The sequence below is a fragment of the Pseudochelatococcus sp. G4_1912 genome (genome assembly GCF_047501465.1).
In the GTDB taxonomy this organism is placed as follows: domain Bacteria; phylum Pseudomonadota; class Alphaproteobacteria; order Rhizobiales; family Beijerinckiaceae; genus Pseudochelatococcus.
In genome coordinates, this window is record NZ_JAZDRL010000002.1 from 574,333 (window position 1) to 593,155 (window position 18,823).

Consider the following 18,823-nt stretch of genomic DNA (forward strand, 5'->3'; position numbering starts at 1 on the left):
CTTCATGAGCCACAGATTCTGTTGCTGGCCTCGTGGTAATGATCTTCTGCAACTTGTTGTAAAAAAAGGTAGCCATATTACATTTAACGCCCTTCAACTGGATTTCCATACAGGTCAGATCATCTGCAACAATCTGGCTTGATAAATAGCCCTCCAAGTTGCGTTGAGGAGTGCCGAGGGCTCAATAATAATATGGATTGCCTAGTTTCATGCTGCTAGTGCTATACTTTTTTGCATGGAACCAACGCCCCTCATTTTACCGCGTAGCAAGCTACACTATACGCGCTCCCCCGTCGATGGATGCATCTATCGTATCTTGATTGCATTGCCAGAAGAACCCCCTCCACCAGATGGTTATCCAGCCATCTTTCTTCTTGATGCCAATGCAACATTTCTGACCACCGTAGAATCATTGCGCATGCGATCCCGGCGCACTGGCTCCACTGGAATTGAGCCAGCTGTCATTGTAGGCATCGGATACGATACGTCAGGAGCATATGATGAAGAACGGCGTATCTACGATTTTACCCGCTCAGATACCAATGTCGCACAGCGCACTTCAAGATCAGCACATACAACTGGTGGGTCAGCTTTTTTTGCCCGGTTTATCGATGAAATCGTTAGGCCGCTCGCAGCCAATGAAGCGCCCCTGAACCTTGCACGTCAATCGCTGATTGGCCACTCACTCGGTGGTTGTTTCGTGCTGTCGCGTCTTTTGGAGCATCCACAATCGTTTGAAAGCTATATCGCAATCAGTCCGTCAATATGGTCGGATGAAGCATGGCTGTTGGAACAAATCGAACACCTACCTGCCCGTTTCATTGATGCGTCTCCGCGACGCGTATTGATCACTGTTGGCGAATTCGAGCAATCAATTGCACCATGGCAGTCATCTTTGCCTGACATCGAACGCATCATTGCCATGCGGTCTGAACGCGCCATGCGAGATAAAGCAAGAAATATGGCATCAAATCTCGTGCATACAACTAAAGACATGGGCCCAAACCGCCTTATCGTACGCTTCGAAGAACTCCTAGGCGAAGACCATTCTTCTTCCGCATTGGTCGGAATTAGTCATGGCTTACGTATGGCGCTCTGGGCAGGGGCGGCTGCGCTACATAATGTACCATAAACACATCCAAGAGAAAGAACCTAACGCATAATTAGATTCCGTATCTTAAAATATTTTATTTTATATCAATAGGTTATTTAATATCAAAAATGTTATTAAAGCGTGCTTTTTGCGCGTTCCTGCAAATATTTCTCGTAGAGCATGCCCATCTCATCAGCGAGATAAGCGCCAAATTCTGGTGCAATGGCTTCATCAATCACGAATGTCGTACGATCCTTGCGCACTTCGCTGCGAGCAATCGCCCTGCCCGCTGGATCGCGCCATATACGTGCGACAGATTTCTCTGGTGGCACCTTATCTGCGAGTGAAGCAAAGACCTTTGCAAAGCGACTATTGCTATCCGCCTTTCGAAATGCATCGCTTTCCAGCACTGCTCTAAGCCGCTGCGGTGCATCGGGACGCTTTAAATTTTCCGCCAGCACTAACCAACGCGCGCGCCCAATACGATCAGCAGGGCCAATCGCTTGCGCCAACTCATCGGGAATAAGCCGGGCAACAGATATATATCGACTGAGATCAGCCTTATCGGTTGAAAGCGCTGCCATAATGGTGTTGCGCTCAAAGCCAATATCCTCTAACCGGCGCGCGAAAATCGCCTTTTCAATATAAGAGAGATCGCGCCGCTCAAGGTTTTCCTTACCTTGAGCGACAACCATTTCAGCGTCGGTTAATGGCCGTACAATTGCTTTAACCGCAATACCCAGATGCTGTGCCGCCCGTAAACGACGATGGCCATACGCTACCTGATACCGAGCAGGAGCTTGCGACAAAGGTCGCACGAGGATTGGTACCTGCTGGCCGCTGGCGCTGATGCTAGCAACCAATGCATCAAACGATGGATCAATTACAGAGTGCAATCGATCCGCTACCATACCGCTATCAATCAAATCTGGATCAAGATTGACGATAAGCGTCCCCTCCTCGATCTGATCTTGCAGCCTCGCGGCATTGCGTGCACCCTCTGTCAGCTGCTGCAGCGACGCACCCATGGCCGATACAGCTCCACTTTTGATACGCTCGCGCTCAGGCTCCGCAGCTTGCACTGGCGTTGTCACTTTCTTTTGCGTGAAAAGCGCGGTGATCGTATCCTTACGGCTCATGAAGAACGCCCTTTATGCCCAATCTAAATGCATCATGATTGTTGGGAGCTCCCAACATCTCCACAATGCGCCATACTCTTTAAACTAAAACAGTACATGCAGTTCAAAATTTACAATCGAAGCTGCACACCAATCCGTGAGGCAAGCTGAATTAAAGGAATGGGTGCGGGTTAAAGCGAATGCATGGCTTTTTGCGCATCCAGTCCCACAAATCTCCATCAGCAACACGCATGGGCAAATCAATATGCCTTCCGCCCCCAAGCGTCTGCTATTAAACGTGCAACTTCACCATTCACCGCATCCAATGCTTCCATAGCGCGGTCATACGTGGAACGCGTGAGGTTCTCGCGTCCGATTTCATAAAGCGTCTGTTTTGTTAGCCCCGCATCAGACACCGCTGCCGATTTTACCATGGGATTTGTCAGCACATGATCACCAAAAAGATTGCGCAACAGCGCTACCACCTTGGTTTGAGGCCCATCCTGCGGCTCATATCGGGTGATGAGATAACGGATAAAATTATAATCCAGCGAAGCGCCAACACCTCGCACAACACTCAGCAAATCATGCATCATCAGCAGAAACTGGCTCATAGAAGCGATATCGAGCATCTGCGGATGCACGGTGATGATCATCCCCGTCGCTGCGCATAGGCCGCTAAGCGTCAGAAAGCCAAGATGCGGCGGGCAATCGATCACGACGATATCATAATCATCAGCCACATCATCCAAAGCGCGCGCAATCCGAGTATAGAAAATACCATGTGCACTGTTAGCGCCCGCAGCTAAGGCGCGCGGCGTATCGTGCTCAAATTCCATCAGCTCAAGATTGCCCGGCACAAGGTCAAGCCCATCGAAATGCGTCTTTCGCACAACATCACGCAGAGGCCGAACCTTGTCGTCATAGCGAATGGCCGCATACAAGGTATCATTCGCCTTTACATCAATCTCCGGCATAATACCAAGTAGTGCCGACAAACTCGCCTGCGGATCAAGATCCACGGCCAGAACACGATACCCATGTAGCGCCAAGTACTGCGCCAAATGCGCAGTCGTTGTGGTTTTACCAGAACCGCCCTTGAAATTTGTTACCGCAAGAACCTGCAAATGCTCACCATTCTTGCGACGAGGCAATAGCGCGTTCAAATCACGCCCACGCACACTAGACGCAAGCAGTTCCCGCAACTCATTGATTTGCCCTAACGAATAATGCCTGCGCCCATTATTCGACACTTCAGGCTTTGGCCCTTCATCCGCCAATGACATTTTGCGCAATGTTGAATCGGAAACACCAATCAGTCGCGCCGCCTCTCCAGAAGTAAAGCGACGCAATGTTTTGCGCGATGTTGGCGGAAAAAGCGCTTCGCTCATAGCTTGCAGTTGACTGCTCAGCAGCTCTGCGTGCTCACCAATAATCACATCAATAGCTGTCGACGCAGGGCCGCGATCCGATTCAAGCGTTGTCATTATAATCCACCATCACGGATAAATGCCAGCATCCGCAAACTATCCGTGATCATAGCAGAACAACCTGATCACGCAAGATGCCTGACATCAATAAAGGTAAAGCGCGAGGCTATATCCGTGATCACGCTTTTTGTTATATGCAAAAAGAAAACCTGGGCACTTCGTGGGCTGAGATTGCGCATCATGTAGGCACATAAAGCCTGCCCCGCGAGGGGCCATAAATCGTAAGCAGCCCACACCTACAATATGAGCAAGAATGTTTGCGCGCAGACGAAAGGGCAAGCAGCTTTTCAACATGCTCGCGCTTAAGGCACGCTCAACACGTTAGGCTCAGAACCCATTAATGAACTTGCAATGGCATCGTCCATCAATTGGAAAGTCTAAGATAATAAGAAATGGCATTGAGCGGATGAACACCATCCTTCGGACAACGTCCTGACCTGTGATTTGCCACATCAAGTTACTTGTCCGGAAATATAACCCGCTCTGCGTAATTTTCCGCACATATCCTGGTTATTACGCTGTCACTACAAGAGAATTAACAGGCCCCGAGCCCAGATACCCACAAGACAGACCCCCTCCTCGAATAGCTAAATATGCGCGCACAAATATGACATCAGCGCCGAATAATGGCGACATTTCTTGTGGAAACAATGCCAAAGACGTCACAAGCATCCTTGCATGACTGTGCTGTGATTCCAAGATCATGGTAAACAAATGGTGACCGTCCGCAAAAGTTGACTTGCTAAATTAAATAAAAATGAGAGTGCGATTAATATTAAGTCTTCGTGCTTTTATAGACGCTGAAATAATAGAATAAACAAGAATAACAAAGTACATGGTAATAATCGGCAAGACAATGATTTTTGTTCACGTGCATTAAGCGTTGCGAAGAAAGTTGACTGAGTAACAATGTGTCCTATAGAAGGTTCTGCAAAGTGGTGATTGCGACATCCCGAGACGGCAACAAGGCCGACCAGACTGCCGCTGCGCCCACAGCAGGGGTTACGCGCACCTTTACCATCCGGGATCTGCTTGTTTCAGCCTTCTATCACCGTCGTGTCATTATCATTGCAGCCCTTATACCATTTGTAATGGGCATTCTGCTCGCCCTCGCAACACAGGTACAATACACTTCAAGTGGTCTGTTGATGGTGCTGGTCAACCGCGATTATTCAACAGCCCAGAACGTAACCGATTCCGGCCCTGCCGTACTGTCGATCGAGGGTTTGAAATCCGTTGAAGCCGAAGTACTTATACTCGAAAGTGCAGAAGTAATCCGTGCGACTATTGCTGAAGTTGGCGAGGAAAGGCTTTTTCCACCTTCACTGCTCGGCACAATAGCTGACACGCTCTGGCGCGATACACGTCCTAATAACGACCAGGAACTGGAACGGTTTCGCAAACAATTGCGCGCCAGCGTTCAGCAAGGATCGAATGTGGTGCTGGTCAGCTTCACCAATCCTGATCGCAATATTGCAGCGGAAACAACAGATGCGTTGATCCGTAACTATCTGGCGCGACGAAAGGTGCTTTTCGACAACCCTACGTCAAAGATACTTGTCTCTCAGGTTGAGCAGCTAGAAGCACGATTGCGCGAAACAGATGCGACCATTCGGGCGGAGATGGCAAGCGCCAACATTATTGAAATCGCACAGGATTTAACCCTGGCTGCCAATCAAGCAGACAGTATTCTGCAACGCTGGCGGCAAGTGCATGAACGTCGACGGGCTGTGGATGGACAGTTGCTGCAGGCACGCGAACAACAGAAGCGGTTAAGCGAAACCGTATTCGATTTTCGCCAACGCAGTAACGAAGCATCCCTTGATGGTGATGTCGGCGATTTGCTGGTACGGCTACGAACCGAACGGCAAACATTGATCAGCCAGTACGCGCCCAATCATCCGCGCATTAAAGAGATCGACGCGAAGATCAAAGTGGTGCTTGACGCTGTCAAAAATCCCCAGGATCGCACCGCAACAACCGAGCGGGATGTGCGTAATCCGTCCGTGGCATTCCTGAGCAATATGATCCTTAGCTTGCAGGTGGAGGAGGATGCCCTCGATCAGCAGATAAAGGAGCTTGAGGAGCAGAAAAAACGGGCCGATGAGCGCATTGGTGTGCTACGGGATGCCGAAGGCCGCCTGCGCGTGTTGCAGCGCGAACGTGCGGTATTGACTGAGGCGCATCGAGAATATGTAAAACGCGCAGAAGCGGCACGGATTGAGGAAGCGGCCTCAAGTGTGCGTGCCTCAAATGTACGCATCATTCAGAGCGGGCGCGATGATATTGTGCCCCGAAATCTGGCGCTGGCTTTCCTTTCTGCAGGCCTGTTAGCTGGTATTCTTTCAGGTGCGGCGGCTGGTGTCATTGCGTCAGAGTTGCGGCCTGGCTTTATCCGCCAGGAAGATGCTGAACGCACCCTGGGGCTGCCGGCTCTCGCAGCCTTCTCGAATGATCCCGATGATTTTGATGGACTCGCGAACCACCAGACCATGCTGTCTCTCGTGGCACGCTTGATGGATATTCGCATCATCGGTCGGCCCATATCATCGTTACAGCTTGTGGATGTAAGCGCGCCAGAAGATAAAGCCTCGCTCACAAAAGCTTTGGCGATGGAATTAAGCGCTGGCCGTAAATTGCGCACACTCGTTATTGGCCTATCCATAACAAATGCGCTTGAGCGGATCAGCACGCATGAGGTGCTTGAACGCAACGGAATCCTGGTCACGAAAACCAGTACGCCAGGGCTCGATATTGCATCGGTTAATGAGGATTCGCCGCTGATTGACCTGCGCAGTTCAAGCGAGCAAGCACGAGAAACCATCCTCCAACTGCGCGATAACTATGATGTGGTCCTTATAAGCTATCCAGCTTCCTCCATTCATCTGGCACGGCGGTTCGCGGCAGCGGTTGATGCAAGCGTTCTTGTGATCCGTGCAGAGCATTCACGTAGCCCTGTAGCTACCTGGACACGTGACAATATTTTCGACGCTGGCGGTGGCATCGCCGGCTTTGTCTTCACGGGAAGAAAATTCTACCTTCCGGAATGGATCTACCGATGGTTATGATGCTGAAGCACGTGGGTATTTTCGCTGCTGTAACCCTGCTTGCCGGGTGTGCTGCGGAGGGCCGCAATGAAAAAGCGCTAACCACCGGTCAGAACCTCAGCTTTACCGAGGTCAATGCCAATCGCTTTGTGGAGTGGAGCGAGGCGGAAACGCCTGTTTACCGTGTTGGACCGGGCGATAAGCTGAAAGTCAAGTTTCTGCTCACCCAGGATATGGACGAAAATGTCACCGTCTCGCCTGATGGCCACATCGGGCTACGCGCAACCGGGCAGGTACGCGTTGAAGGGCGTTCATTGACTGAAATTGAAAAGGCTATCCGCGTTGCAGCACGGCGCAATATCACCGATCAGCAGGTTGTTGTATCACTTGAAGAAGCGATTTCTTCCCGCATCTATATCGGGGGCGCAGTGCATAATCCCGGACCAATGAGTCTGACTGATCTGCGTCTTAGCGCCTTACAAGCAGTGTTGTTGGCTGGTGGCTTCAGCGATGATGCACGTCTTGGTCAAATTGCCATAATCCGCCGTAGCGCAAAGGGTGAGCCGATGCTACGCACACTCAATATCCGCGATACGATTGAAACGGGACGCACCAACGACGTGGCATTGCAGCCGGGCGACGTTCTTTATGTACCACGTAGCTCCATTTCGGAGGTTAACCTGTGGGTCGATCAGTTCATTAACAAGGTCGTGCCATTCCAGCGATCGTTCAACTATACATTGGGTGCTTACCGCACCAGCACCGGTGGTTTTGTGCCGTGATTGCAATATCTTGCTTCTTCAAAAACATAGACCAACCGGACACACTCGCGTAACCTGACATCATGGATAAGCGAAGGTTTGCGTTAATCTGGAATGGCAAAACTAAAGAAGCATATTGTTAGGTGCACATATGGCCTGCAGCATACAATTATCTGCAGGTTATCCAGGCGCAACGATCAATACATCCTGAGACGGCAGAGGCAGGAGAGCATGCTATGCAGGAAGCGAATACAGCTATAGCGCATTGCGACAGCCCTGTTGCCAGCATTCACTTCCTCGGATTAGACCTTGCGGACCTTGATACGGCTGCCGCCGGTGCCATGATCGCAGCGCGCCCACCGGGGGCTCCGTTTGCCTACATTGTCACACCAAACGCACAGCATTTTGTATTACTCGACAGGGAACGGAAGGCTCTTGCCCGGGCTACACAATCCTATCCTATGGCTAAAAGCCCCGGTCGTCTCACAGATGCGTACAATCATGCATGGCTTCGTTTGTCTGATAGTCAGGTTGTGCGGTTGCTGGCACGTCTTTTTCACGGCCTGAGATTGCCTTTAGCTGCAGGAAGCGATCTCACAGCATGGCTATTTGCCAATGTTATCAAGCCCAATGATACCATCACAGTGATTGGCGGCGATGCTGAGCTTGAAAGGCGCTTGCGCGCACAATTCCATCTCACGCGGCTATCATTACATGCACCACCTATGGGCTACATCAACAATCAGGAAGCAGTCGCGGCCTGTGTTGACTTTGTGCGCGCACACCCAGCCCGTTTTATATTTCTGGCAACAGGCGCCCCGCAGTCGGAATATCTGGCACAGCGTCTATCGCAAGAGCGGGGTATTACGGGTGTAGGTCTGTGCATTGGTGGGTCGTTGTTATTTATCACGGGCATTACCACACGTGCGCCTGTTATTTTCCGGCGATTAGGGCTTGAATGGCTCCACAGAGTTTTAAGTAATCCGCGCCGCTTTGTGCGCCGACTTTTTGTAGATTCCGTGCCTGTCATTCCGATGGTTATGCGAGATGCCTTTTCCAGGCAAAGATTGATATCCGCTGATAGCAAGCAACACGATATCGATGGTAGGGATTCCGCATGACCTCATCCGCATCGCCGATAGAGCCCCCCAGGCGAGGTATAGCACTGCAATTCCACGCTCAGATGCCACCGCAAACGAGCAGTATCCATCGGGCAGCAATCACTGCTATTCTATTGCTAACTTTGCCATTTTTTGGCCAGAGCTTTTATTACATGGTCCAGTGGCCAGCCCTTTATTATCTTTCAAAGGGATGGCCGGTTTTTGTCGCATTGCTGACCGTGCGTGGCATATTGGGCGATAGTGTACCGTTAAGAGCACAATTTCTGCTGCTTCTCACTTTCACAATTGGTATCACCCCGATCATGGCAATCATCCAGTTCAGCGGGGGAATTGTGGATGCCATGCTGACCACGGTCAAGATCTGGCCGTTCACCTATTATTTTGCCTTTCTGGCACTTCTGACACTCTTGAAGCCTTCGCCCCGCCAACTTGGTCGCAGCGTGTTGGCGCTGGGGGCCGCAACTATGCTCTTGATGCCGGTTTTGTGGATTGCTTTACCCTCAAGCTGGTATTCGACAGATGCGGTCAATGCCAAATTTCTGCTTTTCGATGTCGAACGTGGTTATCGCATTTATATGCCAATGTTTTTTGGCATGCTATTCCTGTTCTATCTCGTCCGCCGACTGTCAGTGCAGCGTGAACTATGGGTTGCGTTGGCGGTTGTGTCTTGTTTCGTTATTTTGGTGATGGTTTTCAAGCAACGCACAAGCATCGCCTCTGCAGCGCTGGTTACAAGCCTCATTCTTACCCCCGCGCGCTGGCGGCGTCTTGTTGTTGCTTTCCTTATGATAGCAATCGTCATTGCCATCGTTTACCTCTTCATGCGCCCACCAGTGGAAACTTTGCTTGGATCATTAGGCGGCTCACTGACAGTGCGTCTTCTCTCACTTCAATCCGCGATCAGCTACATTGGCAGCGATCCTCTCAATTGGCTCATAGGCAAGGGAACGACATCACGCTTTGGGAGCGTGTCCATGTCCGATGTGCTGGGGAATGCTTACTTCTTTTTGGCAGATATTGGCTGGATTGGCGTCATTTTCGAGTATGGGCTGATCGGCGCAGCATTAATTCTCACGCTCTATATTTCGGGCTTCAGGTTATCGCGCAAGATTGCCAACGATCAGACAAATACAGACCATGCAATGTTTTCGCTGGCAATCAGTGACTATATTCTCTTCATGCTCATCCAGTCTGCGGTTTACTCGCTTGTGTTTGTGCCGGGAGAATTTGCAACTTTATTAGCGATTGCTGTCTATCTCGCTCGCTTTACCCCTATCACATCCACTGTCAGCTCTCCTCCCAAAGAGCCTGCCATTCGTCCTTCCATTTACTTCAAACCTCCTCAGCAGGTGATTTTTCATGCTCCGCCGCATCCAAAAGCTCGTTTCTGAACCTGCCTTCCAGGAGGCCCCCCTAACTGTCCTCACCCGTGCAGCGGCATGGACCGGTCATCTGCTTGCAGGCAAGTTGGGACGTCCCAGTCCTATTTTCACGCTAACAGCGCAGGGGGAACGCCTCACGGTACCTTCCGACATGCGTTATACTTCGGTCGCAACATTTCTACTGCGCGACTGGAGTGAGCCGGAGCTGCATGAGCTGGATCTCTTCGTACATCCAGGCGACTATGTGATTGATGTTGGGGCTAATATCGGACTCTATACATTGAAGGCAGCCCGTCTTGCTGGCCCCCAGGGCCATGTGATTGCTGTCGAGCCAGGCACAGCAGCGCGCACACAACTGCTTGCTAATCTCGCCCTCAACCCGTTCAAGCAGGTGACAGTCATTGGCAAGGCGCTGGCAGAAGCAGAGGGTGAGGCCACGCTGCATCACGTCGCACTTGGTGATGATCCGCAAGCTTTTTCGTTGATCGCTGATACAACTACCACGGAAGGCGAGACAGTCGCCACCACGACGCTGGATACACTGGCAGCAGAGCTTGCATTACCACGTGTCGATCTCATCAAGATTGATGTTGAAGGTTTTGAGGCCAATGTTCTCGCAGGGGCGCGCGGAACACTAATGAACTGGCATCCAACGGTTATTTTCGAAATCAACACGGATACACTAAAGCGCAGTGGCCGCCCGCTGGATGGCGCCTGGAAGGAACTGGAAGCGCAAGGTTACGCATTTTTCAAAATGGAAGGCCGCCATTTCCAACCCCTCACAACAATGCCCGACACTTTCGGCAATATCATAGCCCGCCATCCCGCACGCAATGCCGGCTAAGCGGGACACATAAAGGGATAAGTTCCAAAACAGAGCCATCTCTTGGATTTTGAATAATATAGCGCTTTTATTTAGCATAAGGATGCGTTGAACTTCGCGTCAGTGGAAGCTGCAAAGATAGCGTCAATAGACGCTATTTCCCATCATATGCGCCTAAGCATGCAGGAAACCTTCATTGCAGGCCATTAGGGCGCTCAGTACATCCTAAACGGCCAGGGTGAAGGGGAGTTCTATTTGCTCCTGCTCAATTTTACGGGGCAGAGCATGTTTATAATGATAGCGTCGCATCTTGCGTTTACCGGCTCCAATCAACTCGATAGTCCATTCCTTAAGGCCGCCAGCCTTGATCATGTCATCAAATGCCTGGCGGCAATCCTTGCGGAATTGCGAACGGGTGGCATCGGTCTCCTGCTCGCCATAAACTTCCCGATCGATAAGACTTGCCAGCATTGTTTCATCAACGAAAAGATGTGTCGGCTTGGAGTCGATATACGGCCAGAATGATTTGGCATAATCGGATTTAAGCGCAAACTGCACTTCTGCATTCAGCGATACGAGGTTTTTCGTACGGAAAGCAGCCAGCACACCACGTCCAAATCGCACTTTCACCTTGCTGTCGAGGTTCACCCCATCCCATTCAACAGTATCGATAATACCCGTGATCATACCGCGACCACCCAATCGGCCACGATGCAACTTCTCCATGATCTGATCAGGGTTGCCCTCATAGATGGTGATCACGACCTGACGCAGATCCTGAAATACCTGCTTTTGCGTCAGCAGATTATTGACATGCTGAGTAAGCCCTTGTGCTTTCAGCAGCTCGCGCCAGGTGGTTGCAACCTCAATAACCTCAAAATGCGATGGCACTCCTTGCAAGGTGCCATTCTGCGGCGCATCAGGATTAGGAATGCGCCGCGTCGTCATCCGCTCTTTCAAGCGAAAAAGCGCATAGATCACATCCCGATGCAGACTGCCAAGCTCGCCACCCCGCACCTGAACCACCGATTGGCCCGGGACATAGAAAATGCGCTCGATATTCGAATCGATAATCCCACGCCGTTTAGGCGCAAAGGCAGAGGTGCGCGTCAACTTCGCAGGCACAGGCGCAGGATTACGTCGCCCACGCCTATTCTGACGCGTGCGACGGTCGCGCTCAAGGCGCTTGCGCTCAACTTCACTGAGTTCCTCAGTCATGCCTTCCTCCGCGCCCCAACACCAATAACCCACACCCAAGTCGTTTCATCTCACAAGCATTGGCGTTAACCGCGCCAGCCGTCAAGCAAACGGGAATAGCGGTCACGGAATCGGGCATTTTTCAACAGGTGGACAACTCGGGAATGCTGGTCACGCCACTCGTAATGGTAGCCCCGGAAACGGGAACGGTGGTCACGTCAATGGGAGTCGCAGTCACGGAAGATGGGAATAGTGGTCACGCTATCGCCATATAACATATTGAAATTAAACAAAATGGCGAATGCGACTCTTTATAAGGATTAGATTAAAGATAATTCTTAGAGACCTCAGCCAAGCCAATCGGGCTTAAAAATTCGCTCATAGTCCTAATCATGATCCTTAAGTCCCAAAAGAGTCTCTTCAGCAAAGCCAGCATGCACCGCTCAATCTTCCTAGTTTAATGTAATTATTATATCTAATTGAAACATAACATATTTTTTGGGATTTACGGTCACGGAATCAGTTACTCACCTGCACACGATTCGCAAAATTTCTCTTTTCGGTGAAAAATAATGATTCCATATTATATATAAAAAACAACATGATAAGCGGGAACATCAGCCCCGAAACCTGTCATTCAGACATAATCATCCAGCGTTACGCTGCGTCCTTAACCGCTGAATAGCTTCGGCGCGGCATGGTTTTAAAAAACAACGTTAAAATGTATCCCAGTGATTCTATATATCATTGAAATTAAATAATAAATTTCGGAATAGAAGCCCCAAAAGCCTCCAAAATCGACCTCAAAAGCGGTGATTTCTTGCTCGAGAATTTGCGATTGGAACAGAATCGCCCTCCTATGGCCTCACACAACAGCGGCAGAGAAATTTCTTGCCAAGGCGTTAACGGGCTCAAGATAGGCGTGGATCAATACGGTTAATGAAATAACTTGCTGAAAAATAAGACAAAATACGGAATGCGTTTATAGGAATAGCGGTCACGGAAAACATTGCCGTGGCGGTTTGCTCTTTAATAACATCTAACATCCGTCAATCCATATGCAGCTTTAACGCATACCCCTTACAAACGGGAATAGCGAACACGGAAACACGTGAATTTGAGAATAAATCCTGAATTTTCATGCACTTATCAACCTATTACGACAACTTATTCCCAGCGAGAAATTCTCTCTAATGCATCTCTTCAACTAACTATTCTTTCTAATCTGAAGCCGTCCTGAAGGCTAAAAGTGTGCAATCATGGTCACAAAATCTTGAGCTATATTTGAATTATTATAATAAAACGAATGCGGATAATGATTTACATTTGTCGGATATGGGTTCAATAGAGTGCCTTGCATGTGATTGTCTGTTGTAAGACATCTGAGAGCTAAGGAGCCGTCATGTCCAGCCCATTCCGTGCCATGATATTTAATGGTGTTCCGGTTCAAACCGATCCCCACGCCCTCATGCAAAACGTTGCCAGTCCTGTGAAGACTGGTTGCGGCTTTCATGATGTGCGGGAGATCCTGCGCGCTGCCAATCTGCGTCCTACACGTCAGCGAATTATGTTGGGTTGGCTGTTATTTGGTCGTGGCCACCGGCACCTGACTGCTGAGATGCTTTATGAAGAAGCCAGTGATGCAAAAATCAGTGTGTCACTAGCTACAGTCTATAATACCTTGCATCAATTCTGTGATGCGGGCTTGCTACGCCAACTGGCTGTCGATGGCACCAAGAGCTACTTCGATACAAATGTTACCGAGCATCATCACTTCTTTATGGAAGATGATCAGACGCTGGTTGATGTTCCTGATGGGCTGATTTCCGTGGCCGGGATTCCCGATGCGCCAGAAGGTACGGAGGTTATTTCCGTAGAAGTCATCGTGCGGTTGAAACGCAAGGGCGCCAAGGCATCTGTTCGCCAGCGCGTTGATGCATAATGTCTCGTATATATAAAGTTGCGCTTCGTCTTCGATGGAGCGCTTCGTTTGGATTTGCGTGCTTGATTGTGCTTGGGGCAACTCTTGGTCCGTATGCGCAGACCGTTCCCAAGGTAAATGCAGTTTCGCCGCCAGGAGATAATTTCATACCACCTCGCCCTTATGCAGGTGATGTGATGCGCCATTGGCCAGCTTATCCCAATGAGGCACGTGCAGCGGGGCAGGAGGGCACTGTGCTCGTCAAGCTAAAGGTAACTGCCACAGGTGCGCCTGAGGACATCAGCATAGCGCGGAGCAGCTCCGTAGTTTCGCTTGATCTGGCAGCCATAATGGCTATCAGTCATTGGCATTTCGAGCCTGCATCCCGTAATGGCAAGCCCACAGAGGCGATGGTGACATTGCCAATACGCTTTTCACTTTCGGATACGCATCCCCAGCCTGCACAGTAAGCCGTCAAAAGCTCTTGCAGTTTATTGCATCTGTCCGATGCGTTGGAGATGACGATAAAGCGTGCTGCGGTTAATCCCGAGCTTCCGTGCTGCCATTGACATATTTCCCCCACACGCATCAAGCGCTGTTCGCATGACATCATGGGTATGATGTTCCAGCAAGCCTGGTTCTGAAGACATCGGTGGAGCACTCAATACAGGTCCAGGCAAGGCGCGAAGGGCAAGAGGCAGGCATTGGAGCATTGGTGGTTTTCCCGGCGCACAAAGGGCTGCCAATGCTCGCAAAGTGCTTACAAGCTCGCGATAATTCCCAGGCCAATCATAGGCGGCAAGGCGATCCCGCATCTCAATAGGCAAGCGCCCCGCTCCGCATGCAACTTCTTGCCATAACTGATCCACCAGCCGAGGCTTGTCTGTCCTTGTCCGCAAAGGATTCAGCGCAATGGTGAATTGGGCGATACGGTAATATAAGTCGGGTCGGAACTGTCCTGAATGCGACTGCTCAGCGATATCGCGGTGTGTCGCGCTGATAATGCGGATATCTATCGGAATGGCACGTCTGCCCCCCAATGGCATGATCTGCCTGTCCTGCAGCACACGCAATAATCGTGATTGCAACGCAAATGGCATATCGCCAATTTCATCTAAAAACAGAATACCCCCATCTGCCTCACGCAATAACCCTTTGGCGCCGTGTCGCCGAGCTCCGGTAAAGGCGCCATCTTCATAACCAAACAGCTCGGATTCGATCAGGCTTTCAGGCAGGGCAGCGCAGTTTACTGCAATAAATGGCTTATCAGCACGGCTACTGACAGCATGCACAGCGCGTGCAAATGCTTCCTTGCCAGCCCCAGTTTCGCCAATGATAAGCAAAGGAATATCAGCATCAATCAACTGCGCCGCATTATCGATGTTAACGAGCGTTTCTGTGTCAAAGGCTGGCTTGGGCCATGGAATGGGGCCTCTCGCGGCGGTGGTTTCCGTTCCAAGAAGTTTCTTGGGCGGATTAAGAATGCTTGTTGCAGGAATAACAGTGTCACGCACGCGCGGACGACATTGCACCACTTCACCTGAATGAAACTGTAGTGAATCGGTATCATGCAGCGCATTTGGCTTGTGCGCAAAAATATCAGTGAAACGAATGTCCCTCAAAGCTTCCCAGCTCTGCGCAATGGTTTTAAGCCCGTGGCGGTTGGCAGCGACAAGTTGGTCGCCCTCAAACACCAGAATACACTCACGCGCAGTGCCCAGATGAGCAGGATCTGCATGAAAACGCAGCACATCAAGGTCATCAAAAGCACTATCAAACTGGCGATGCTCGATCTGATCGATGACAAGTCGCACTAATGACAACGCATGGCGTGACATGACAGAAGCATGGCTTGTGAGGTCCAATGCGCCGACGATTTCGCCAGTAGGGTTAAAAATCGGAGCCGCTGCACAGCTCAGTACGCGATGCGGGTCGCAAAAATGTTCGCCGCCATGCACCATGATCGGGCGGCGTTCGACCAGTGCGGTGCCAACAGCGTTTGTGCCAATTCTGGCTTCGCTCCACATCACGCCGGCGCGCAGTGCCATGCTTGCGGCCTTACCGGCAAATTCCATATCGCCATCCGAATCAAGCACCATACCGGTGGGATCCGTCAACACAACAATACCGCCTGTTGTCTGAGCTTCCTGGCGCAAAGCATCCATCTCTCCACGACATAGGCGGCGTAGCATCTGGTGCTTTTCGCGTGTTTCGTTCAGCTGCTGCTCGTCAAGCGTCTCGTAAACCGGCGCACGTGTGGCATCCAACCCTAGCTCGGTACAGCGCATCCAGGATTGGAGAATGGTTTTGGAAACCAGAGCTTCCGGAATGATTTGTTGAGAGAAGAACTGAAAACGCGCTGCTGTTACGGCGTCTGCGGTCACCGCTGCCGTCATGCGTGTTGTCATGGCCGTTCCCCAGATGTTGTTATTTGCCGCAGGTGTGCCGCTCTTCTTGGTGCATTATGCAACACCCGGATAGTGCGATCGTTCCAAACACCTGAGATCATATTTTTTTGCTTGATCTCCAGACACGCGATTCCTAGGCTGCTGTCAATACTTCCCGCACTGCAGCATGGAATTGATGTATTGCACGTATAATTTGGCACGCAAGATGTTATAACAACAATGGATACATAAAATGGGAGGAATACCGTGAACAAGATCGACCCCACCGCAGCACTTGCCCATTGGCCATTTAAAGATCGCTACGACAACTTCATTGGCGGCAACTGGGTTGCGCCGCTTGATGGGCGCTATTTTGAAAACACGTCCCCAATTACAGGGCGGAAGATCAACGAAATAGCACGTTCGCAGAAAGAGGATGTCGAGCTGGCGCTTGATGCCGCCCATGCAGCCAAAGCCGCCTGGGGGCGCACAAGCGCAACAGAGCGGGCGCTGATCCTTAATCGCATCGCTGATCGTATGGAAGAAAACCTTGACGTGCTGGCGCTGGCTGAAACATGGGACAATGGCAAGCCGATCCGGGAGACGACAGCCGCAGATATTCCGCTTGCTATTGATCACTTCCGTTATTTCGCAGGTGTTATTCGCGCACAAGAAGGGTCGATGAGCGAGATCGATCACGACACTGTAGCCTACCATTATCAGGAGCCATTGGGCGTTGTTGGCCAGATCATTCCGTGGAATTTCCCGATTCTCATGGCTGTATGGAAGTTGGCTCCAGCCCTTGCCGCTGGTAATGCCATTGTACTGAAACCGGCGGAACAGACGCCTGCGTCCATCCTTGTTCTCGCTGAGTTGATTGCCGATCTGCTGCCACCAGGTGTGCTCAACATTGTCAATGGCTTTGGTCTTGAAGCTGGCAAGCCGCTGGCATCAAGTCCCCGCATTGCCAAGATTGCATTTACGGGTGAGACCACAACAGGCCGCCTGATCATGCAATATGCCAGTCAGAACCTTATTCCGGCTACGCTGGAGTTGGGTGGTAAGTCGCCAAATATCTTCTTTGCGGATGTGCTGGAAGAGGATGATGACTTCTTCGACAAGTCCATCGAAGGCTTTGTAATGTTCGCGCTTAATCAGGGGGAAGTCTGCACCTGCCCCAGCCGTGCGCTCATTCAGGAGAAGATATACGATCGCTTTATGGATCGTGCATTAGCGCGGGTTAAGGCTATCAAGCAGGGCAATCCGCTTGATCCTGCCACTATGATCGGTGCGCAGGCATCGAGTGAACAGCTGGAGAAGATTCTCAGCTACATTGATATAGGCAAGCAGGAAGGTGCGAAGATCCTCACCGGTGGCGAGCGCACCATGCTGCCTGGTGATCTCGCAAATGGCTATTATGTTGCGCCAACTGTTTTCCAGGGCAACAACAAGATGCGCATCTTCCAGGAAGAGATCTTCGGCCCTGTCGTGTCAGTTACGACCTTTAAGGATGAGGAAGAGGCACTCTCCATTGCTAACGACACGCTTTATGGTCTTGGTGCCGGCGTGTGGACGCGTAACGGCACGCGCGCTTATCGTTTTGGTCGCGCTATTCAGGCGGGCCGTGTCTGGACTAACTGTTATCATGCTTACCCCGCGCATGCGGCATTCGGCGGATACAAGCAATCGGGCATTGGGCGCGAGAACCATAAGATGATGCTAAGCCATTACCAGCAAACCAAAAACATGCTGGTAAGTTATAGCCCCAAAGCTCTTGGCTTCTTCTAGGATGTGTTGATCTTCGCGTCACGGTGGCCTGCAAATGGCGGCTTCTTGCGCTTCCGGTGCTCAGAAGTCACCATTTCGGCTCACCCTGACGCGAACCTCAGCGCATCCTGCGGTTGTTTGCTTGCTCGGTTTTTAAGAGCGCGGTGTTGAATTGAAAAGCCGATGTGGGCTTTGGGAACTTGGGTGCTGACATCGGTGTTTAGAGTAACATAAGCGGGTCGATTTTCTGCCTGCAGGATGTGTGCTGGAAGCAGAAAGACTATAGAGATCAACGCTCCGAAGGGAGGTTGCTAGATGACTGAGCCTGTGTCTCGTGTGTTAGCGACGCCAGCGGCTATTGAGCTTATTGGCGCTTTGCGTGCTGATAATGGACGAATTCTGTTTCATCAATCAGGAGGGTGTTGCGATGGCTCCTCGCCTATGTGCTATCCTGAAAGTGATTTTTTGATCGGCGATAGTGATGTGTTGATGGGAGAAATCGGTGGTGCGCCATTTTACATGAGCCGCGCCCAGTTCGATTACTGGAAACACACCCAACTTATCATTGATGTCGTTCCTGGACGGGGTGGAATGTTCTCGCTGGAAAATGGCCGTGACGTGCGGTTTCTGACGCGCTCACGCCTGTTTAGTGAAGCCGAAGAAGCAGCCTTGCCAACATTATGAAATGGATGTGCCCATTGTAGGGTGCGGTTTTT

General features: G+C 50.8%; 14 protein-coding genes. 10 read left to right on the forward strand and 4 right to left on the reverse strand.

Features of this window, described 5'->3' with window-relative positions; all coding sequences use genetic code 11:
• Window positions 1-235: 235 nt before the first annotated feature.
• Window positions 236-1,132, forward strand: coding sequence for an alpha/beta hydrolase (locus tag VRZ32_RS09825; protein WP_414525554.1), 897 nt, complete (start codon window positions 236-238; stop codon window positions 1,130-1,132).
• Between the two features lie 95 nt (window positions 1,133-1,227).
• On the opposite strand, the gene repB is transcribed toward VRZ32_RS09825, so the two are convergent.
• Together repB and repA are read right to left on the reverse strand one after the other, a co-directional pair.
• Window positions 1,228-2,232 (reverse strand): plasmid partitioning protein RepB, encoded by a 1,005-nt coding sequence (gene repB, locus VRZ32_RS09830; protein ID WP_414525555.1) that lies wholly within the window; start codon window positions 2,230-2,232, stop codon window positions 1,228-1,230.
• A 239-nt stretch (window positions 2,233-2,471) separates the two neighbouring features.
• Window positions 2,472-3,698: a plasmid partitioning protein RepA gene (repA, locus tag VRZ32_RS09835; RefSeq protein ID WP_414525556.1), complete on the reverse strand. Its 1,227-nt coding sequence runs from the start codon at window positions 3,696-3,698 to the stop codon at window positions 2,472-2,474.
• 938 nt (window positions 3,699-4,636) lie between these two features.
• Between repA and VRZ32_RS09840 the strand changes: the two genes are divergently transcribed.
• From VRZ32_RS09840 to VRZ32_RS09860, 5 genes are all read left to right on the forward strand, one after another.
• Entirely contained in the window at window positions 4,637-6,769 is a 2,133-nt protein-coding gene (locus VRZ32_RS09840; protein ID WP_414525557.1) for a GumC family protein, read from the forward strand.
• Window positions 6,760-7,530, forward strand: coding sequence for a polysaccharide biosynthesis/export family protein (locus VRZ32_RS09845; RefSeq protein WP_414525558.1), 771 nt, complete (start codon window positions 6,760-6,762; stop codon window positions 7,528-7,530). Before VRZ32_RS09840 ends, VRZ32_RS09845 begins: the two co-directional genes overlap by 10 nt.
• Before the next feature lie 215 nt (window positions 7,531-7,745).
• Window positions 7,746-8,630 carry a WecB/TagA/CpsF family glycosyltransferase gene (locus VRZ32_RS09850; RefSeq protein WP_414525559.1) on the forward strand — a complete coding sequence of 295 codons (885 nt, stop codon included), beginning with the start codon at window positions 7,746-7,748 and terminating at the stop codon, window positions 8,628-8,630.
• On the forward strand, window positions 8,627-10,021 hold the full coding sequence (locus VRZ32_RS09855) for an O-antigen ligase family protein (protein WP_414525560.1): 1,395 nt from the start codon (window positions 8,627-8,629) through the stop codon (window positions 10,019-10,021). The genes VRZ32_RS09850 and VRZ32_RS09855 overlap by 4 nt, the downstream gene beginning before the upstream one ends.
• The gene (locus tag VRZ32_RS09860; RefSeq protein WP_414525561.1) at window positions 9,990-10,856 is read left to right on the forward strand and encodes an FkbM family methyltransferase; all 867 of its coding nucleotides are present in this window, start codon (window positions 9,990-9,992) and stop codon (window positions 10,854-10,856) included. The genes VRZ32_RS09855 and VRZ32_RS09860 overlap by 32 nt, the downstream gene beginning before the upstream one ends.
• A 204-nt stretch (window positions 10,857-11,060) precedes the next feature.
• Here VRZ32_RS09860 and VRZ32_RS09865 read toward each other — a convergent pair whose 3' ends face one another.
• Entirely contained in the window at window positions 11,061-12,053 is a 993-nt protein-coding gene (locus VRZ32_RS09865) for a hypothetical protein (RefSeq protein ID WP_414525562.1), read from the reverse strand.
• Window positions 12,054-13,500: 1,447 nt separating this feature from the next.
• On the opposite strand from VRZ32_RS09865, the gene irrA reads away from it, so the two are divergent.
• Together irrA and VRZ32_RS09875 are read left to right on the forward strand one after the other, a co-directional pair.
• Window positions 13,501-13,974 carry an iron response transcriptional regulator IrrA gene (gene irrA, locus VRZ32_RS09870; RefSeq protein ID WP_414526190.1) on the forward strand — a complete coding sequence of 158 codons (474 nt, stop codon included), beginning with the start codon at window positions 13,501-13,503 and terminating at the stop codon, window positions 13,972-13,974.
• A complete protein-coding gene (locus VRZ32_RS09875) occupies window positions 13,974-14,423 on the forward strand; it encodes an energy transducer TonB (protein WP_414525563.1) in 450 nt (149 codons plus the stop codon). The genes irrA and VRZ32_RS09875 overlap by 1 nt, the downstream gene beginning before the upstream one ends.
• Before the next feature lie 21 nt (window positions 14,424-14,444).
• Here VRZ32_RS09875 and VRZ32_RS09880 read toward each other — a convergent pair whose 3' ends face one another.
• Window positions 14,445-16,361, reverse strand: a complete 1,917-nt coding sequence (locus VRZ32_RS09880; RefSeq protein ID WP_414525564.1) for a sigma-54-dependent Fis family transcriptional regulator — start codon at window positions 16,359-16,361, stop codon at window positions 14,445-14,447.
• Window positions 16,362-16,616: 255 nt separating this feature from the next.
• On the opposite strand from VRZ32_RS09880, the gene adh reads away from it, so the two are divergent.
• Window positions 16,617-18,128: an aldehyde dehydrogenase gene (gene adh / locus VRZ32_RS09885; RefSeq protein ID WP_414526191.1), complete on the forward strand. Its 1,512-nt coding sequence runs from the start codon at window positions 16,617-16,619 to the stop codon at window positions 18,126-18,128.
• Between the two features lie 294 nt (window positions 18,129-18,422).
• Window positions 18,423-18,791, forward strand: coding sequence for a DUF779 domain-containing protein (locus tag VRZ32_RS09890; RefSeq protein WP_414525565.1), 369 nt, complete (start codon window positions 18,423-18,425; stop codon window positions 18,789-18,791).
• Window positions 18,792-18,823 lie beyond the last annotated feature (32 nt).

Coding starts and splice junctions, on each gene's coding strand:
- VRZ32_RS09825 (WP_414525554.1), top strand. CDS start 236: ATGGAACCAACGCCCCTCATTTTACCGCGTAGCAAGCTACACTATACG.
- repB (WP_414525555.1), bottom strand. CDS start 2,232: ATGAGCCGTAAGGATACGATCACCGCGCTTTTCACGCAAAAGAAAGTG.
- repA (WP_414525556.1), bottom strand. CDS start 3,698: ATGACAACGCTTGAATCGGATCGCGGCCCTGCGTCGACAGCTATTGAT.
- VRZ32_RS09845 (WP_414525558.1), top strand. CDS start 6,760: ATGGTTATGATGCTGAAGCACGTGGGTATTTTCGCTGCTGTAACCCTG.
- VRZ32_RS09850 (WP_414525559.1), top strand. CDS start 7,746: ATGCAGGAAGCGAATACAGCTATAGCGCATTGCGACAGCCCTGTTGCC.
- VRZ32_RS09855 (WP_414525560.1), top strand. CDS start 8,627: ATGACCTCATCCGCATCGCCGATAGAGCCCCCCAGGCGAGGTATAGCA.
- VRZ32_RS09860 (WP_414525561.1), top strand. CDS start 9,990: ATGCTCCGCCGCATCCAAAAGCTCGTTTCTGAACCTGCCTTCCAGGAG.
- VRZ32_RS09865 (WP_414525562.1), bottom strand. CDS start 12,053: ATGACTGAGGAACTCAGTGAAGTTGAGCGCAAGCGCCTTGAGCGCGAC.
- irrA (WP_414526190.1), top strand. CDS start 13,501: ATGCAAAACGTTGCCAGTCCTGTGAAGACTGGTTGCGGCTTTCATGAT.
- VRZ32_RS09875 (WP_414525563.1), top strand. CDS start 13,974: ATGTCTCGTATATATAAAGTTGCGCTTCGTCTTCGATGGAGCGCTTCG.
- VRZ32_RS09880 (WP_414525564.1), bottom strand. CDS start 16,361: ATGACAACACGCATGACGGCAGCGGTGACCGCAGACGCCGTAACAGCA.
- VRZ32_RS09890 (WP_414525565.1), top strand. CDS start 18,423: ATGACTGAGCCTGTGTCTCGTGTGTTAGCGACGCCAGCGGCTATTGAG.